This is a genomic window from Haemophilus pittmaniae, from assembly GCF_900186995.1.
GTDB lineage: Bacteria > Pseudomonadota > Gammaproteobacteria > Enterobacterales > Pasteurellaceae > Haemophilus_D > Haemophilus_D pittmaniae.
Window position 1 is genome coordinate 1,883,318 of the sequence record NZ_LT906463.1, and the last position, 18,214, is coordinate 1,901,531.

Annotated in this window: 13 protein-coding genes and 1 pseudogene; 9 read left to right on the top strand and 5 right to left on the bottom strand. The window is 42.5% G+C overall.

The genetic code is table 11. The annotated features are described in order from the left end of the window. Window positions 1–11: 11 nt before the first annotated feature. Window positions 12–2,429, bottom strand: a pseudogene (locus CKV74_RS09035) (DMSO/selenate family reductase complex A subunit). Between the two features lie 259 nt (window positions 2,430–2,688). On the opposite strand from CKV74_RS09035, the gene CKV74_RS09040 reads away from it, so the two are divergent. From CKV74_RS09040 to CKV74_RS09050, 3 genes are read left to right on the top strand one after another with little or no spacing between them, the layout of a single operon-like run. Continuing rightward, complete coding sequence (locus CKV74_RS09040; RefSeq protein WP_007243116.1) at window positions 2,689–3,801, top strand: transglutaminase-like domain-containing protein; 1,113 nt, start codon at window positions 2,689–2,691, stop codon at window positions 3,799–3,801. Further along, entirely contained in the window at window positions 3,773–4,135 is a 363-nt protein-coding gene (locus tag CKV74_RS09045; RefSeq protein WP_095177046.1) for a hypothetical protein, read from the top strand. Before CKV74_RS09040 ends, CKV74_RS09045 begins: the two co-directional genes overlap by 29 nt. Then, window positions 4,136–4,411, top strand: a complete 276-nt coding sequence (locus CKV74_RS09050; RefSeq protein WP_007243129.1) for a heavy-metal-associated domain-containing protein — start codon at window positions 4,136–4,138, stop codon at window positions 4,409–4,411. A gap of 128 nt (window positions 4,412–4,539) precedes the next feature. On the opposite strand, the gene sodC is transcribed toward CKV74_RS09050, so the two are convergent. Both sodC and CKV74_RS09060 read right to left on the bottom strand, forming a co-directional pair. Continuing rightward, window positions 4,540–5,094 carry a superoxide dismutase family protein gene (gene sodC, locus CKV74_RS09055; RefSeq protein WP_095177047.1) on the bottom strand — a complete coding sequence of 185 codons (555 nt, stop codon included), beginning with the start codon at window positions 5,092–5,094 and terminating at the stop codon, window positions 4,540–4,542. Between the two features lie 312 nt (window positions 5,095–5,406). Next, window positions 5,407–6,816, bottom strand: coding sequence for a YcjX family GTP-binding protein (locus CKV74_RS09060; RefSeq protein WP_007243160.1), 1,410 nt, complete (start codon window positions 6,814–6,816; stop codon window positions 5,407–5,409). 87 nt (window positions 6,817–6,903) lie between these two features. On the opposite strand from CKV74_RS09060, the gene CKV74_RS09065 reads away from it, so the two are divergent. The 6 genes from CKV74_RS09065 (at window position 6,904) to CKV74_RS09090 (ending at window position 13,423) form a co-directional block, all read left to right on the top strand. Further along, complete coding sequence (locus tag CKV74_RS09065; protein WP_095177048.1) at window positions 6,904–8,601, top strand: ABC transporter substrate-binding protein; 1,698 nt, start codon at window positions 6,904–6,906, stop codon at window positions 8,599–8,601. After that, entirely contained in the window at window positions 8,601–9,566 is a 966-nt protein-coding gene (locus CKV74_RS09070; RefSeq protein ID WP_007243168.1) for an ABC transporter permease, read from the top strand. Before CKV74_RS09065 ends, CKV74_RS09070 begins: the two co-directional genes overlap by 1 nt. Further along, entirely contained in the window at window positions 9,556–10,443 is an 888-nt protein-coding gene (locus CKV74_RS09075; RefSeq protein WP_007243166.1) for an ABC transporter permease subunit, read from the top strand. Before CKV74_RS09070 ends, CKV74_RS09075 begins: the two co-directional genes overlap by 11 nt. 3 nt (window positions 10,444–10,446) lie before the next feature. Further along, window positions 10,447–11,499, top strand: a complete 1,053-nt coding sequence (locus CKV74_RS09080) for a peptide ABC transporter ATP-binding protein (protein ID WP_007243136.1) — start codon at window positions 10,447–10,449, stop codon at window positions 11,497–11,499. Next, a complete protein-coding gene (locus tag CKV74_RS09085) occupies window positions 11,499–12,299 on the top strand; it encodes a peptide ABC transporter ATP-binding protein (RefSeq protein ID WP_007243154.1) in 801 nt (266 codons plus the stop codon). Before CKV74_RS09080 ends, CKV74_RS09085 begins: the two co-directional genes overlap by 1 nt. Window positions 12,300–12,487: 188 nt before the next feature. After that, window positions 12,488–13,423, top strand: coding sequence for a bile acid:sodium symporter family protein (locus CKV74_RS09090; RefSeq protein WP_095177049.1), 936 nt, complete (start codon window positions 12,488–12,490; stop codon window positions 13,421–13,423). A gap of 81 nt (window positions 13,424–13,504) precedes the next feature. Here CKV74_RS09090 and CKV74_RS09095 read toward each other — a convergent pair whose 3' ends face one another. Together CKV74_RS09095 and CKV74_RS09100 are read right to left on the bottom strand one after the other, a co-directional pair. Beyond that, window positions 13,505–16,108, bottom strand: a complete 2,604-nt coding sequence (locus CKV74_RS09095) for a restriction endonuclease (RefSeq protein ID WP_095177050.1) — start codon at window positions 16,106–16,108, stop codon at window positions 13,505–13,507. A 9-nt stretch (window positions 16,109–16,117) separates the two neighbouring features. After that, entirely contained in the window at window positions 16,118–17,857 is a 1,740-nt protein-coding gene (locus tag CKV74_RS09100; protein ID WP_039847900.1) for a site-specific DNA-methyltransferase, read from the bottom strand. Window positions 17,858–18,214 lie beyond the last annotated feature (357 nt).

Below are 18,214 nucleotides of genomic sequence, written 5' to 3' on the forward strand. Positions count from 1 at the left end.
CCCTCTAATATTTAGCCAACCAACTCGATCTGCACCAAATTAGATTGCTGTGGATTTCCCTTGGCTAATGGCGATGGGCGTTGGGTAGTAATCACATTCATAGAGCCGTTATGATCGATTTTATCGCCTGCCATATCGGCCTGGTGCCAAGCGCCCTGTGGAATGGCTAGCACGCCCGGCATAATGCGTGGCGTAACCTTAGCCGGCAGGCGGGTTTCACCATGTTCATTGAACAGTCGCACAAATGCTCCATCAGTAATATTTTTGGCTGCTGCATCAAGCGGATTGAGCCATACTTCTTGAGGATTTGCGGCCTGTAGAATGGCCACATTGCCATAGGAGGAATGGGTACGGCCTTTGTAGTGGAAGCCGACCAATTGGAACGGATATTGCTGCCGTTTAGGATCTTCATAACCATTAAAACCATAATGGTAAATCGGCAACGGATGGATGATATCAGGCGCCTCCAACTGCCAAGTAGCAGCTAGCTTGGCCAAGCTTTCGGAATAAATTTCAATCTTGCCACTCGGGGTTTTGAGCGGATTTTTTTCAGGGTCTTCGCGAAATGCCTTATACGCCACCAAATGTCCCTTCGGATCGCGTTTTTTGAATATGCCTTGCGCTTTCATTTGTTCATATTCCGGAAAATCCGGTAATTTTTTGCGCATATCTTCATATACAAATTTAAGCCAATCCTCTTGGCTACGACCTTCGGTAAATTGTGCTTCAATACCTAGGCGTTTGGCTAATTCGCTCATCATCCAATAAATTGAGCGACGCTCAAATTTCGGCGTGGTCGCTGGTTGGCCGAAAATTAAATAGCCCATATTACCGGCATATTCGTTTGGCGTGAGATCGGCCTGCTCAGCCACCATCAAATCAGGTAACAATAAATCCGCGTAGCGGGCCGAACTGGTCAAGAAATTATCGATGACCACGATCATTTCGCATTTACTTTCATCCTGCAAAATATCGTGGGTACGGTTGATATCGGAATGCTGGTTTACCAGGGTATTGCCGGCATAATTCCAAATAAACTTAATAGGTACATTCAGTTTATCCTTTCCTTTGATGCCGTCGTGTAAGGCGGTCAATTCAGATCCACGCGCAACGGCATCAGTCCACATAAAGACAGGAATTTTGGTTTTCACCGGATTTTTTCCTGCCGGAAAATAGGTAAACGGAATCTTATAGGTTTCTTCACGAGCGCCGGAATTACCACCATGGATCCCCACATTGCCGGTTAAAATTGCTAGCATTGCCACCGCTCGTACGGAAAGTTCACCATTAGATTGACGTTGAATTCCCCAGCCCTGGGTAATGCAGCACGGTTTGGTGGTGGCAATCTCCCGTGCTAAGCGGATAATTGTCTCTTCCGGAATACCGGTAATTGGTGCCGCCCATTTTGGCGTTTTGGCAATGCGATCATCTCCATCACCTAAGATATAAGCTTTGTAATGGCCATTTTTAGGTGCACTCGGCGGTAAGGTTTTCTCGTCATACCCCACGCAATATTTATCCAAGAATGGTTGATCCACTAAATTTTCGGTGATCATTACATAAGCCATAGCAGCCGCTAATGCCGCATCAGTCCCTGGACGAATCGGAATCCATTCATCTTCCCGGCCCGCAGCCGTATCAGAATAACGCGGATCGATAATAATCATCTTGGCGCGAGAAACCTCACGAGCCTACTCCAAATGATAGGTCACACCGGCACCGCTGCTACGATTTTCCATTGGGTTATTACCGAAATAGACAACTAACTTCGAATTGATAATATCCGAGGTGCTATTGCCCTGATTGGTACCGTAAGTGTAAGGCATTGCGGTGAGAATCTGGGCTCGGCTATACGTACCGTAATGACTTAAAAATCCGCCATAACAGTTCATTAAACGGGCTACCATCGAGGTTGAGGCTGAGGAACGAGTAATATTCCCCGCGCTGATGCCTGAGCTGTAATTGATGTACACCGCTTCGTTACCATATTCCTGGACGATGCGTTGCAGATTCGTTGCAATCATGTCTAAAGCCTCATCCCAACTGATACGTTCAAATTTGGCCTCTCCTCGCTTGCCCACCCGTTTCATCGGATATTTCAAACGATCAGGATGATTCATCACCCGCCGAATAGAACGCCCCCTCAGACAGGCTCGGATCTGATGATTACCGTAAATATCTAGGCCGGTATTATCGGTTTCTACCCGATACACCTCGTTATCGCGCACCTTTAAACGTAGCGCACAACGACCATGGCAATTGCCGGCACATACATTCCATACGCTGGTTTCTTGAATTTCCTTAGCCGGTTTAGCTAAGGCATTGAAAGGTAAAGTGAATTGACTGATGCCTGCAATACTGCCGGCTACACCCGCCGCCTGTAAGAAACGACGACGGCTAAGGGATAGATCTGTTGAATGCCCCACCATCATATTCTCCCGGAATAATGAATGAATAAACAAAAAAACAAACTAAAAATGAAAAAAATTCACGACGCAGTTTATCGATAAGCCCAAATGAGAAAAATGACGTAAATCAAAATAATCTAAATTCGCTTAAAAAAGCCTTTTCTGCCAGGATTTGTGCATTGACTATCCACTAAAAGCCGCTATGCTAGCGGCGTCCATTATTGGACTCGATATAATGTGTTAAGGCTTTAACTATTAACGTCTCATCAAGGATAGAAACATGAAAAAATTGCTTTTCACGGCAACCCTTGCCGCGACCACCGTTTGGACCGGCGCTGCAACTGCTCAAACCAATCCGAACAGCACCGTTCACCAATACGAATTCACACAAACCTACCATTTGAATGCGCCGAAAGGCTCGGAAGGCCAAACCAATTTATGGATTCCGATTCCCTTTAGTAGCGACTATCAAAAATTAAAATCCATTGAATTCAGCGGTGATTATCAACAGGCTTATCTCACCAACAATAACCAATATGGTGCACAAACACTGTTTGCAACCTGGGATAAAAGTGCATCAAGTCGTGCGCTCAGCCTAAAAATGGTGATCGAAACCCAAGATCGTGAACCTGCGGTACTAGGTTTATTAAAGGATTATCAACCACCAAAAGAAATTCATTATCCGATTGATGTGGAACCGTTCTTAAAAGCAACTAAACACATTAAAACCGACGGTATTGTGAAACAATTTGCCGATAAAATTGTTGGTAACGAAACTAATCCGCTGAAAAAAGCTGAATTAATCCACCAATGGATCGTCAATAATATGGAACGGGATAATTCCGTCTTAGGCTGTGGCGACGGGGATGTGGAAAAGATCCTAACTACCGGTGTATTAAAAGGAAAATGTACCGATATTAACTCTGTCTTTGTTGCATTGGCACGCGCTTCCGGTATTCCGGCACGAGAAATTTTCGGTATTCGTTTAGGCGCAGCAGAAAAAATGGCGAAATATTCAAAATCAGCCTTTGGTGGCGCAGATGAACATGGTGTTGCCAATGAAAATGGTGGGCAACATTGCCGTGCCGAATTCTATCTAGCCGGTTTCGGTTGGGTACCGGTTGATTCTGCGGACGTTGCCAAAATGCGTTTAACCGAGAAAAAATCCGTTGAAGATAAGGATACGCAAGCCGTAGCGCAATATCTTTTCGGTAACTGGGAAGGCAACTGGGTTGGCTTTAACTATGCACGTGACTTCAACCTTTATCCGCAACCTGAATTAACGCCAATCAACAACTTTGGTTATCCTTATGCCGAAGTGGGTGGCGATCCGCTAAACTCTTTCGATGCGAAAAGCTTTAGTTATGACTACGTCTCCAAAAAGCTCAACTAAATCCCTTTGGTTGGCCGTGGCTACCGCGCTTAGTGCGGCGGTAGCCTCAACTCTTTGCTGCATCGCGCCATTAATCTATCTGGCCTTTGGCATTTCCTCCAGCACCTTGATTGCTTTTGGCGAATACGATTACTTGCGTTTGCCAATGCTGTTGATATCGCTGGTGGCCTTTAGCTATGGTTTTTGGTTGCTATTTTTTTCTAAAAAAATTATTTGTAGCAAATATTTATCGCGTCGCACCTTACAGATTTTGTATCTATTGGTGTCCTTGGTGATTTTGTTCTTTCTCACCTATCCGACGCTACTACCTTGGATTCTAGAAATGGGAGCTTAAATGAAAATAAAATTACTGGGCGCAGTATTAGCCCTCGGATTGGCGACTTCAAGTTTGGCAGCCGAACGAACTGTTATGCTGAAAGTGGCTGAAATGAACTGTCAATTATGTGCCTATTTAGTGAATCGGGAATTGCGCGAAATCGATGGAGTCATCAGCACAAAAGCAGCCATTGATAATGGTATGGTGAAAGTCGTCGCTGAGGATAAAGTTAGCAATCAACAATTACTCGATGCCATTGCCAAACTTCAATATCACGCTGAAGTGATGCAATAAAACTACTTAAAATAAAAAAGCGGCCAATCGGCCGCTTTTGCGTGAAAAGGAAGTGCGGTGACTTTTACTACAGAGTTTTTGCCACTTAAAAAAGCTCTAAAAGTCACCGCACTTTATTCTTAAAAAAATTATTTAATTACCCCACAGGCCATTCTAGCACCGCCACCGCCCAATGGTTTTGGATGGTCAGAATGGTTATCTCCGCCTTCGTGGATCATCATCGAATGACCAACAACTTCCGTCAAACTCTTAATGCGTGGTGCTAACACCGGGTTAGTTGCCGTACCATCAGCCAACACGATCAATGCCGGTAAATCGCCTAAATGGGCGTCATCCTGCCAAGGATAACCGTGTTTTTTAGCTTCTTTCGGATCCCAGTGACCACCGGCCGCCAAACCTGCTGTCAATTTACCGTCTTTTTCTTTCGGATCACAGCTTGGATTTTGGTGAATGTGGAAACCATGTACACCGGCAGCTAAACCATGTAAGTCCGGAGTAAACACCAAACCGTAAGGCGATTCGCTGATGGTTACAGTTCCCACATCACGATTACCATTGACCGGATCCAACTGCTCAATCTTAACGACAACAGTCGCGCCCTGAGGGGCATGGGCTTCATGTGCCATTGCGGTGGCTGCGAGAGTACTTCCGATAGCGATAGCTAATAAGGATTTTAATTTCATAAATTGCTCCTTTGTTGATAAAAACCACTTTCATTCTACTGAAATTTATAGTGACTTTGTTTGATATTAACAATCAGAGCAATCGCTATATCTTGCTTATAAAAAAATCGGCGCGGATTCTACCCAAACCTGAAATAAAAGGCAATCCTTCAGGCTGGTTAGCCTTAATTTTTTAGCTTTTTAACAAAAAATGTCACATTTCTTTGTGATTTAAAAATCAACATTAATAAAATCAAATACTTACAATCTATTTTAGATAAAACTTTTAAAAGCAAGGGGGCGTTTTTATGTCACATTTAACGTACCATTCAACTAAACCAAGCGATCCGCCAATAAAAATTGCAATACAGCGTCCATACGCAAATGCGGAATCCGACCTTCCGGAGCGAGCGGTTGTGGATCGAAACTATCGAATTCAAACGGCCGTTTATCCCAAAATTCCGCTTCCGGTAATTTGGCCGGCACACTACCGGGATATAGAGTTATCGGCTTTTTATCGCGAGAACGAATACCCTGCAAGGCCTTAATGGTTCGTCCCTGTGTTGTCACATTCACTTGTTTAGTCGCGCGAATTGCCGCGATCGCGCCATAATCCACATGAATTCCGGCAAATGCCGCGTGGCGCCCTCCTTGCTGTACCAATTGACGCATTAGGCTTACCAGATTAGGCAATTGCTCAGCAGTAATATGATCCGCTTTACTGGCAGCAAATAACAACTTATCAATACAAGGCGAAAATAGCCGATTCAGTAAACTCCGTTTTCCGTAGTGAAAATTGCCAAATAATTGATTCAACCCGGTTTGCATATCAATAAATGCCTGCCGACTATGATTCAGTGGCGTTAAGCAATCGGCCAAAATCACTTGGCGATCAAAGGTAGCAAAGTAATCTTGATAAAAGCGTTTAACAATTTTATGGCGATAATAATCGTAGCGTTTACGCAACAGGGCAAAATAGCTATTGGATTTTGCATGCTCTGCCAATTGACTTAACTGCGCATCGGAAAGATGTAGTAATGGGAAAAATTGTAGTGCCGGAGCTCCAGCCAATTCGCCCGGCAACACAAAGCGCCCCGGTTGAATAAATTGCATTCCACTAGCTTTACAGGCGTTGAGGTAATCCGTGTAACTCTCCGCAATATCGGCCAGTACATCTTCATTGGCCGGTGCAGTTAAATCCAAGCGTGCGGCTTTAGCTTGCCATTGATGCGCTAATTGTGCACGGGTTCCCACAGTTACGGCACGTTGGCTTTGACCCCAGGTTATAAAATCCATCTCCAGCAATGGCAAATCCAGCAACCATTCGCCTGGATAATCAACAATATCCAAATACAATGTCGCCTGCTCTTTTAAATGGCGTAAGAGTCCTGTTTGACGTTGATAACGAATTGCCAATCGGGTCTCGCTGACACCACGAGTGGATTGACACCATTGTGGTGGATTTTGCTGCAGATCGGCTAAATTGGCCTCATAGTCAAAACGCGGCACGCTTAAATTCAATTGCGGAATTCGTTTCACCGCCAAAATACTGCCATCTTGGGCCGCGTGAAATAATCCCAGATGCCGGTTTTCACCAGGTCCAATATGTAACAATTGATTAATTAAGCTAGTTATAAAGGCAGTTTTACCGCTACGACTAAGCCCTGTCACGGCAAGTCGTAATTGGCTATCAAAACCGCGTTGCACAAATTGCTGAATTTCGCGTTGCAGGCTGTTAAACATTCAAAAAAATTCCTTTGCAGGGCCTAGGCTGGCCATTTTGAGCGAGATATTTTACAATCCGCGTAATTTATCACAATTCTATCGGTTATGTTTCGTCGAACACTTGCTTTTTGCTGTCTTATGAGCGCTCCGTTGCTGTCCTTTGAGGCGGCTGCGGCGCCACGCGTACCGGAAATTCTAACCGATAACGGCATTACTTACTGTACCAACGCCTCGGGTTTTTCCTTTAATCCACAAACCGCTGATGCCGGTACCAGTATGAATGTGGTCACCGAACAGGTATATAACAAACTGTTTGAAATCAAAGATCATAGTGCCATGCTCAATCCAGCATTGGCACTTTCCTACTCTATTGCTGCCGATGGCAAAAGCATTTTGATTAATTTGCGCAAAGGGGTGAAATTTCACCACACGTCTTGGTTTACACCGACCCGCGATTTCAATGCTGAAGATGTGGTGTTCTCACTTAATCGGGTATTGGGCCATGATACCTACTTACCAACGCTAAACGAAACGGATGTGAATTATAGCAATCCGCAATACCGAATTTTTCACGAGCAAGCGAAGAAGGTTCATTTTCCATACTTTGACAGTATCCGTTTAAACCGCAAAATTAAAGCGGTCACAGCGATTAATCCATATCAGGTCAAAATTGATTTATTCGAACCCGATGCTTCAATTTTGTCTCATTTGGCCAGTCAATATGCGGTTATTTTCTCACAGGAATATGCCTACCAATTAAGTGCCGATGATAACCTAACACAGCTAGATACCCACCCTGTTGGCACCGGCCCTTATCAGGTGAGGGACTACGTATATAACCAATATGTCCGCCTGATTCGTAATGAGGATTACTGGAAAAAAGAGGCTAGAATCCAAAATATCGTGGTGGATCTATCCGCCGATCGCAGTGGCCGTTTGATCAAATTCTTTAACGATGAATGCCAACTGGCTTCCTATCCGGAAGTGAGCCAATTGGGCTTATTACGCAATAAAGACGAACGTTATTATTTAAAATCTGCCGATGGCATGAATTTGGCCTATTTAGCCTTTAATTTCCAAAAACCGTTGATGCGTGATAAAGCCATACGCCAAGCGATTAGCCAAAGCTTAAATCGTTGGCGGATTGTGAAAAACATCTATCACAACACAGCTTCGGTTGCCAATAATATTATTCCGAATGTGTCTTGGGCTTCCTCCATCAATACGCCGGATTTTGCCTTTGACTACAACCCTGATGAAGCCAAACAAAAATTACAGGACAAGCAATTAACTCTCAACTTATGGGTGATGAATGAAGAGCAGGTCTTTAACCCCTCCCCAATTAAAATGGCTGAATTAATTAAATGGGATTTAGCTCAGGCCGGTGTGCAGGTGAATGTACGTTCGGTCACCCGTACCTTTTTAATTGAACAGCTACGCAATAATGCCGAGGATTATGATCTCATTCTGACCGGTTGGTTGGCCGGAAATTTAGACCCCGATGGATTTATGCGACCGATTCTCAGCTGTGGGACCAAAAATGAAATCACCAACCTGTCCAATTGGTGTGATGATCGATTTGATCAGATTATGGACAAAGCAATTGCAACCAATCATTTATACGAACGCTCAAAGGCCTATAACCAAGCGCAGGAACTTATTTTGGATGAACTACCAATCATTCCATTAGCCAATGTAAAACGTTTATTGGTCGCCAACGGTAAGGTACTGGGCGTTGAAATGACACCGTTCGGTTCAATTAATTTTGCCACATTACATTTCACTGCGAAGGAGAAAAAATAATGCTCTCTTCCGCTATTCGCCATCTTTTTTGGATGCTGATTTTACTGCTGATTTTATCTCTATTAAGTTTCAGTATTTTGTTACGCGATCCGTTAAATGCTGAACTAGTGACCAATAGCCTGTTACATTCCTATTGGAATTACGTAAAAAGATTATTACATGGCGACTTCGGTATCACTTACAACGGTGGCGAATCCCTGTGGGGACTGATTTCTACCGTATTGCCTCCAACACTAGAACTTTGTAGCACGGCGTTACTGCTGGCATTTCTCTTTGCCATTCCGTTGGGAATTATCAGCGCAATAGAAAATCAACGATTCTTTGCTCGTGCACTACAAGGCTTTTCCGCATTCGGGCTATCGATCCCGGTATTCTGGCTGGCTCCGATTCTGCTTTATTTTGCTGCGATTTATCATTGGGAAATTGCTGCTAGCGGTCAATATAACCTGCTTTACGAGATTCCTACAGTAAGTGGTTTCCCGGTGATTGATGTGTGGTTTGTGGATGCACCTTATCGTATAAAAATCGTACAAAATGTATTGCAGCATTTGGCCTTGCCAAGTTTGATCCTATGCATCTTACCGGCGATGGAATTTATTCGCATTATCCAAGCGCGTAGTGAATTTTTGCTTAATCAAAACTATGCCAAAATTGCTGTCACCCGCGGTTGGTCAAAATGGAAAATTCTGCATCGCTATGTTTTCCGCAATACCTTCCCATTATTGCTACCGCAATTAACCCGCGTATTCACTTTAGTACTCACCCAATGTATGCTGGTGGAAACCGTACTGAGCTGGCCGGGGATTGGGCGTTGGTTAATCGATGCGGTAACTCAACAGGACTACAACAGTATTGCGGCTGGAGTGGTTGTAATCGGGATTTGTATCATCATTATTGACACCTTCTCCAAAAGCGTGATGTTTATTTTAGATCCATATAATAAGAAGGGCTGGTATGCACGATAAAGAAGCTGATGAATTCCGCGAAAGTACCTCCCTTTATCAAATCTGGTTGGCCTTTCGGAAAAAACGTATTGCCTTATTTAGTTTTTACCTTTTCTGTCTCTTGGCGTTGGTAAGCGTGTTCCCGACCCTACTCATGCCCTATAGTGATTCACAACAATTTGTCGGCCTAGAATTGATACCGCCATCTTGGGTTGCAGAAGGGAAAATCGCCTTTTTCTTCGGTACCGATGACCTAGGTCGCGATCTGCTAAGCCGTCTGATTATGGGCACCCGTTATACCCTCGGTTCATCTCTGGTTGTCGTATTGCTGGCCGCACTAATTGGTGGTTCTTTAGGCATTTTGGCGGGCATGACCGGTGGCATTAAATCGCGGATCTTGGGACATATTTTCGATGCCTTTCTATCGATTCCAATTTTGCTTATTGCCATTATTATTTCAACACTAATGGAACCGAGCCTGATTAATGCCATGTTCGCAACCTTATTGGCGATTCTACCTTACTTTATTCATGCCATTGCGCAGGCAGTACAACAGGAATTAAGCAAGGATTATGTGCTAACCTTAAAACTCGATGGCATTTCTAAATGGGAGCTGATTAAAAGTACTATTTTGCCAAATATCACCGTTCCTTATATTCAGGAAATTGCCCGCGCACTCACGGTCGCGATTTTGGATATTAGCGCGCTGAGCTTTATTTCCCTTGGCGCCCAACGTCCACTACCTGAATGGGGAGCGATGATCAAGGATTCCCTCGAACTACTCTATCTAGCGCCTTGGACGGTACTACTGCCGGGCATTGCGATTATTGTAACGATTTTGCTATGCATCATTTTTACCAATGGCTTATGCAAAGCCATCAATCAATATTACGGATAAATTATGGCGCTCTTGGATATTCGCAATCTTAATATTGAAGTCGATACCCCCAATGGCCGGGTGAAAATTATCGACGGGCTGAATTTAACCTTAAATGAAGGGGAAATCCTTGGATTGGTAGGTGAATCCGGCTCAGGAAAAAGTTTAATCGCGAAGGTGATCGGCAACTCCATTAAGGAAAGCTGGATCATCACCGCCGATCGTTTTCGCTTTAACGATGTGGAATTACTCAAGCTCTCTCCGGCTAAGCGCCGCAAAATTGTCGGTAAAGAAATTTCGATGATTTTCCAAGATCCCTTAAGTGCTCTCGATCCTAGCCGCCCGATCGGTAAACAACTTATTCAAAGCATTCCCAACTGGACATTCAAAGGCCGTTGGTGGCAATGGTTTGGTTGGAAAAAACGGCGTGCCATTGAACTATTGCACCGTGTTGGGATTAAGGATCACCGCACTATTATGGCCTGCTATCCGAATGAGTTAACCGAAGGCGAAGGGCAAAAGGTCATTATTGCTACCGCCGTCGCCAATCAACCACGACTCTTAATTGCCGATGAGCCAACCAATGCCCTCGAGCCAATTACTGCGCTTCAAGTATTCCGCCTACTGGTCAGCATGAACCAAAACCAAGGCACCACCATTTTATTGGCCAGTAATGACCTCAAAGGAATCAGCGAATGGTGTAGCAACATCAGCGTATTATATTGCGGACAAAACGCTGAAAGCGGGCCCACCGCCCAATTGCTGGAAACACCACATCATCCCTATACACAGGCATTACTTTACTGCCAACCTGATTTTACCCAACCCTTGGCATTTAAAAGTAAATTGGGCGCCTTAGAAGGCACCGTCCCTATTTTGGAACAACTACCGATTGGCTGTCGGTTGGGGCCGCGTTGCCCCTTTGCGCAACGGGAATGTATCGTAAAACCTAGTCGCTATCGCATCAAACAACATGAATTTTCCTGCCATCATCCGATTAATTTGCGGGAAAGCCGTTTTAAAGATAAGGCTGCCATCACGCCGCTGACCTTAAGCGACAACAAAGGAGCCGAATAATGTCATTATTGGAAGTTGAAGATCTATGCAAAACCTTTGAAGGGCCGGCTCACTTTTTCGGCAGTCAACGCTTTAACGCAGTGGATAATGTCAGTTTTACCCTTGCACCGAAGCAAACGCTCGCAATTATTGGCAAAAACGGTTCGGGCAAATCGACCCTGTTGAAAATGATCGCAGGTATTACCCCGCCCACATCGGGGCAAATTCGATTTAACGGCAAACCATTGAGTTATGCCGATTCCTGCTTTCGCGCCCAACATATCCGAATGCTTTTTCAGGATGCCAATTCGGCCTTTAATCCACGCCAAAATATCGGTCAAATTTTAGATGCACCGTTACGTCTGCTGACTGATTGGGATGAAGAAACGCGCGATAAAAAGATTTTTCATACCCTACAGTTGGTCGGTCTGTATGCCGATTACACCAATTTAAAAATCCATCATTTACCGGCCAGCCAACGCCAACGGGTAGCTCTAGCGCGTGCATTGATTTTAGAACCGGAAATTATTCTAATCGATGATGCTCTGAGTGCCGCCGATGCCAGCGTACAGATACAATTACTTAATCTAACCCTCGATCTACAAACCCACTTTGGGCTCTCCTATATTTATGTGGGGCAAGATTTAGGGTTAATCAAACATATGGCGGATTATTTATTGGTGATGGATGAAGGGAAAATGATCGAGTTCGGCACGCCCCATGAACTATTCACTAATCCCAAAACCACCGTTACCCGCCTAATGGTCGAAAGCTATTTTGGTCACTTATTGGACGATAGTGCCTGGGCACAGACAAGTTAATTATTAATTTTCAAACCAATCTCAATAAAATCAATGGCTTACATATTGTTTTAGCAAAAACTTTTATTTTCAAAGGGGCGTTTTAAAACGTCCTTTTGCGCCGTATAGAAAACCTCTGGCCCTCAGCCATCGACAAGCGCCGCAAGAGCAATTAAAATCCGCGCATCATTTTCATTTTAAAAAACATTATGCAAGCGCTGCTTACTCTCACCAATTTTATCAATAAAACCCTTGGCATTTGGGCGATTTTCATCGTCCTGTTGGCATTCCAATATCCCACTCAAATTAGAACGTTAGCGCCATTCTCCAATTATTTACTCGGATTCGCGATGTTCTGCATAGGTATGAGCCTAAGGTTTCACGATTTCGGCAATCTCATCAAATATCCCAAGACACTTTTTATCGTCATTATTAGCCAATATATAATTATGCCGTTGATTGCCTTCGGATTATCGAAAGCATTTACCTTACCATCGAATTTCGAGATCGGTATCATTTTACTTGGTTGTAGCCATAGCGCTTTCTCCTCCATTCTCATGACCTATTTAGGTAAAGGTAACACCACCCTTTCCGTTGCCAGCACCGCCATTTCAAGCCTGCTTGCGCCATTTCTGATACCAATTATTTTCTATATTTTGGGAGGCCAATGGTTGAATGTTGTGGTGGGAAGCATGCTTTTCACTGTACTAAAATGGGTGCTTGCCCCTATTTTTCTTGGTTTAGTAGTTAGTGCAATGCTTAAAAAACAAATCAGACCGATAACAAAAATCCTACCACTAATAGTCGCCATATCGATGCTAGTCATTTTTGCAATATTATCGGCTGCCCGAAAGGATAAACTCTTGGAATTCGGCTCCTTAATCTTAAGCCTGGTTGTATTACTCAACTGCTTAGGCTATGCCATCGGCTTCTTCACCGCCCGTTTCTTTAAACTGAGTATCGCCGACAGCAAAGCGATCGCCTTCCAACTAGGCATGAAAGATGCCGCTCCTGGTATTGTATTAAGCATCTACAACTTCAAATCGATTGCCACAGCAACACCAAGTTTTCTATTCAACTTCTGGCAAAACTTTTCTGCGCTGTACTTAGCGGATATTTTCGTCAATAAGAAAGACAAAAAATAATCTCATCCGCAATAAAAAAGCGACTTAAAAAGTCGCTTTTTTATTTTATGGTGAATACCTTAAGACAATTAATAAATCTAACTAAATAGCTAGTTCCTCCACCTTTTCTACCACGCGATATTCCAAATCATCATAATCTTTATGCAAATACTCAAAATTCTTTCTTGCATAAGTAATTTTCATTTGTTCTGAAATATCTAATTTGCCTTCATCAACACCACGCTGAATACCTTTGCCGGTATTTTTAGTTTCTGCCACAAAATAAACTTTATTCTGACCTTTAAACACTACCGCCCAGTCGGGATTATAATTCCCCAATGGCGTTGGAATTTTAAATTTTTTCGGTAACTTAAAATAAAACTCGACATCTTCACTGCTTTCACAATGGCGGGCAAACGTATTTTCCGTGTTGGAATCTAGGGCAATATAGCCCTCATAAATGGTTTTTGATTGCTTACTCACAGAAAAACTGTATTGATTAAGATAAAACTCAAAATCCTTAAATAACGTCATTTCATAGGTGCGATCGGCAATGCGGTGATATTCCACACCATCTGCCATAATTTGACTTAATGCTTCATTAATTTTTTCTGCAACCAAATCAATAAAACGTTGTGGATTATGATAAATCTCTGCCAATCGTTCTAATTTTTGCAAAATACGGCAAATGGTTTGACGGGTTAGCCCGGTTTTCTTCTGTAATTCCCCCAACACATCAGGAATATCCCAGCGAGTTTTTGAGGTTACCTGATTGGAAGAACGATATTCGGTCGTCACACCTTTTTCATTAATCGCAAAGGCAACCTTTTCATGTCGAATTTTTACCTCATCAATACGTGGCATTTTGACTAAATTGTTGACCGCACTTTCGATTAAATCATCCTGTGAAAAATTGACCCGATAAGTCGTTTGGTGCTTAATGCGTTCCCAAATCGCGGCAAATTCAGGGTGTTGGCTAAAATCTTTGCGATAACGCACATATTTTCGATCCTGCTTATTTTTAATTTGTCCTTTATCAAAGGACACACCGCAATCTTCTTCAATTTCCCGTTGTAATTTGGTCGCAAATTCCTCATAGCTTTCATTGGCAATCACTGTCAGGATATTTTTATCCCGCTCATGGCTTCTTACGCCAAGCTGATTCACCGGCAAGCGCAATCCACGTCCAATTTCTTGTCGCTTTTTAATTTCCGAATGGGTATCGTTTAACGTACAAATTTGAAACACATTCGGATTATCCCAGCCCTCACGCAAAGCAGAGTGAGAGAAAATAAAACGTAAGGGCTTATCCAAAGACAGCAAGGTTTCTTTATCCCGCATAATTAAATGATACGTGTCATTATCCGCCTGTGTCGTGCCGTTAGTATCTTTCAAGACGCCTTTTTTATCTTTGGAAAAATAACCTTCATGCACGCCAACGGGATCTTTTCCATGGGTTAATTCACGATAAATTTCCTCAAACCATTGATAAAATTTGCCGTCGTTGCGGTAATTATCCACTTTATCTATAAAAAATAGCGACAACACTTTTATACCTAGCGTATTTAAACTTTTTTCCTTGCGTAAATGCTCTTCAATAGTTCGGCGAATTTGCATTTTTTGAATGTCGTCCTTCAATAATGAATTATCAACGCCTTTCGTCACTTTTAATCCGCCGGAAAACTCAATCTGTTGTTCCTCAACATTCATTCCTTCCAAAATATAACCACTGCGATAAACGTCATTTTGTCTGGAAAGATCAAATAAGTCTTGATTCGGCTTAACGGTGACGACTTTCTTCTTCATCGACTTATCATTTACCAAGATTTCCACTTTTGCCGACCAACTTTTCGCGCCGGCGTTAATTTCTTTTAACGCCACATAAGCGCCATTCACATCATTATCCGCCAATACGCTGTCCACTTCGATTTGCTTCACTAAGCCCAATTCGTACGCCTGCACAGGATTGAGGCGAAAAATCGGGTTGTAGGCGTTTTTATGGGTTGCCGAATAGCGCAGAGTGAATAAAGGATTGAGACTTGCGATAGCATGACGGCGAATATCCGTTTCCATATTCTGCGGTTCATCAATAATCACAATAGGATTGACGTTTTGAATATAACGAATGGGCGCATCGCCACTTTCATTTTGTGTATTAATCACATTGCTTTCTTTGGCAAAGGCATCAATATTCATCACCAAAATTTCAATATGATTGCCGGTAGCAAAGGCTTTTAAGCGGGAAAGTTGATTACTCTTATATTCATATTTCGGATTTACGCTCGGGTTATCAAACAGGGTGGCAAAGTGGCTACGCGTTGTTTCCAAGGTATGCAATACGCCCTCACGAATAGGCACGCTCGGCACCACAATCACAAATTTCTGCCAACCATATTGACGATTCAATTCAAAAATCGTGCGCAAGTAAACATAGGTTTTTCCCGTGCCGGTTTCCATTTCTACGGTAAAATTTCTACCCTGTTCCTCAATGAAAGTGCGGTAAAAATTAAACTTGTTTTGTTGCTTAGCCAAGTTTTGTTGTAGCTGTTCATCATTAATTTGTAACGGCAAATTCGCCACGAAACGCATATCATTCTGCGCTTTCAAACCGAATTCCGTTTGCTGATTAGGCTGTCCGATGAACAAATCCACCGCTACTTGAATCGCATGCATTTGGTAATCCAAGGTTTCAAATTGAAGTTCCATTTTGCCTCCTTAAAGCACAAAGAAGGCAATGCCTGCATCATTCATTTGCAACTCGGCATTTTTCTTTAAGGCATCATCGCCATTAAACAACGAATCTAACGTCACGACTTTTTTCGGCTGGGCAGAAATCACCTGATCCAATAAATCCGCACTCAGGGTTTCAAGCAACAAGGCAAACTGTTGCCCGCTTTCATCACTCACCCAAAACACCTGATTTTCCAACCGCACTTTTGCCGTTAATTTCAAGCCCAAGCGTAATAAAATTTCATAAAGCATGGCGTCAGGCGTTGCCTCTTTCCGTACGGGATCCACAAACAATTCGATTTGTTGCGCTAAATTTTCTGCCGACGGCGATTGCCATTGTTTAAAGTGGCTGTCGGTCAGCTTGAACGCTTTAAAACCGGTATCCAACTGTTTATCAGGATGATTTTCGGCAATTTGTTTGCCTGCACGGCGGATACGTTCTTTGGATATTTCAGCGATGTTTTTAAAACCGCCTTTTTCTGTTGGCTCAGGTAGTTGAATCATAATAAATTTTCTATTGGAGTTATTTTTTGAATTAAGCTCCATTACAGAATGAGCCGCAGTAGCTGAACCGCAAAAGAAATCTAAAATAATATCTTCATTACCTGAACCTAATTTTAAAATTTTCTCTAATAAACGTACCGGTTTTGGCGTGTCAAAAGGTGGAATTTCAAATAAGTCACGAATATTTTTAGCTGCTTCTTGGTTATCTCCTACATCATCTCTAAATAGTATTGTAGATGGTGTAATTCCTTGTTTTACTTCAGTAAGGAACTTTTTGATTGCAGGGACATTATTTCCATTGGTCCCAAACCACACTCGATTATCGGCTAATAATTTTTCAAAATTTTCTTTTGATGTTCGCCAACAACGACTTGGTGGCGGATTCACTATTCTTCCGGATGGAGTTTTAATTGGATAATCATAATTTGCTGAATATGTTTTTACAGAGAAATCCGTTGCTTTCCAAACTCCACGTTCATCATTATCCGGATTTGAATAACGTGCATTTTGTTCTTCTGTTCTTTCTAGTAAATTTGGTCTCCAAATTTCTTTATTTTTGGCATAACAGAAAATGTAATCATGCATCGTAGAAAACCATTTAGCATCATTTTGTGGACTATATTTTTTCTGCCAAATTAAATCAGCTACAAAATTCTCCTCCCCAAACACCTCATCACATAACAACTTCAACTGCGCCTGCTCATTGTCATCAATGGAAATAAAAATCACACCATCGTCTTTCAGTAAATTCTTTGCCAAATGCAAACGGGGCAACATCATATTTAGCCATTTGCTGTGGAAGTGCCCGTTTTCCTTACTATTTTTCTTGAAAGCCAGTTTGAGTTTGCCTGCCTCATCTAATTCGCCGCTTTGTTCCTGGTAATCTTTAAGATCCTGCTTAAAATTGTCGTTATAAACAAAATCATTACCGGTGTTATAAGGCGGATCGATATAAATCATTTTGATACTATTGAAATAGGATTTTTGTAACACTTTCAACACATCCAGATTTTCCCCTTCAATAAAAATATTTTCAGTGGAATCAAAGTTGACACTTTCTGCAGGTTGCGGTGTAAGGGTTTTACAAGTTTGTGCTTGTAATATGCGATAGGCTTCCGATTTTCCCGCCCAGTTCAACATATAACGCTCGGGGTCAGAAGTGATGTGTTCAGAGAAAAGTTGTTGGAATTTTTGGAAATCAATTTGCTCTTCGCAAAAAATTTCAGGTAATAAAGCTTTTAGTTGAGAAAGTTGTTGCGCTTTAAGTGAAAAGTTAGCAAGGCTGTGCTGTGCTGTGCTGTGCTGTGCTGTGCTGTGCTGTGCTGTGCTGTGCTGTGCTGTCAGGCATGATAATGTTCCTTTTGATTAACTCAATAATAATTGAGCATTTTTAAAATTAATAAATCCAGTGTCAAGGACATACTCAATGAAATTCCCTTAATCTAAAGATAAAAGTAAACGCTTTTTACTAGATATTATATTTCTTCATAGGCAATGTATGATTTTTAAGGGGGCAAGGGAAAGAATGAATGGGAAACAAAGGTAACTAAAAAAGTTACCCTTGTTTAGAATGGATTT

Bases quoted from the DNA above. Each gene is read 5' to 3' on its own strand.
- CKV74_RS09040 (WP_007243116.1), top strand. From the start codon at position 2,689: ATGAAAAAATTGCTTTTCACGGCAACCCTTGCCGCGACCACCGTTTGG.
- CKV74_RS09045 (WP_095177046.1), top strand. From the start codon at position 3,773: ATGACTACGTCTCCAAAAAGCTCAACTAAATCCCTTTGGTTGGCCGTG.
- CKV74_RS09050 (WP_007243129.1), top strand. From the start codon at position 4,136: ATGAAAATAAAATTACTGGGCGCAGTATTAGCCCTCGGATTGGCGACT.
- sodC (WP_095177047.1), bottom strand. From the start codon at position 5,094: ATGAAATTAAAATCCTTATTAGCTATCGCTATCGGAAGTACTCTCGCA.
- CKV74_RS09060 (WP_007243160.1), bottom strand. From the start codon at position 6,816: ATGTTTAACAGCCTGCAACGCGAAATTCAGCAATTTGTGCAACGCGGT.
- CKV74_RS09065 (WP_095177048.1), top strand. From the start codon at position 6,904: ATGTTTCGTCGAACACTTGCTTTTTGCTGTCTTATGAGCGCTCCGTTG.
- CKV74_RS09070 (WP_007243168.1), top strand. From the start codon at position 8,601: ATGCTCTCTTCCGCTATTCGCCATCTTTTTTGGATGCTGATTTTACTG.
- CKV74_RS09075 (WP_007243166.1), top strand. From the start codon at position 9,556: ATGCACGATAAAGAAGCTGATGAATTCCGCGAAAGTACCTCCCTTTAT.
- CKV74_RS09080 (WP_007243136.1), top strand. From the start codon at position 10,447: ATGGCGCTCTTGGATATTCGCAATCTTAATATTGAAGTCGATACCCCC.
- CKV74_RS09085 (WP_007243154.1), top strand. From the start codon at position 11,499: ATGTCATTATTGGAAGTTGAAGATCTATGCAAAACCTTTGAAGGGCCG.
- CKV74_RS09090 (WP_095177049.1), top strand. From the start codon at position 12,488: ATGCAAGCGCTGCTTACTCTCACCAATTTTATCAATAAAACCCTTGGC.
- CKV74_RS09095 (WP_095177050.1), bottom strand. From the start codon at position 16,108: ATGGAACTTCAATTTGAAACCTTGGATTACCAAATGCATGCGATTCAA.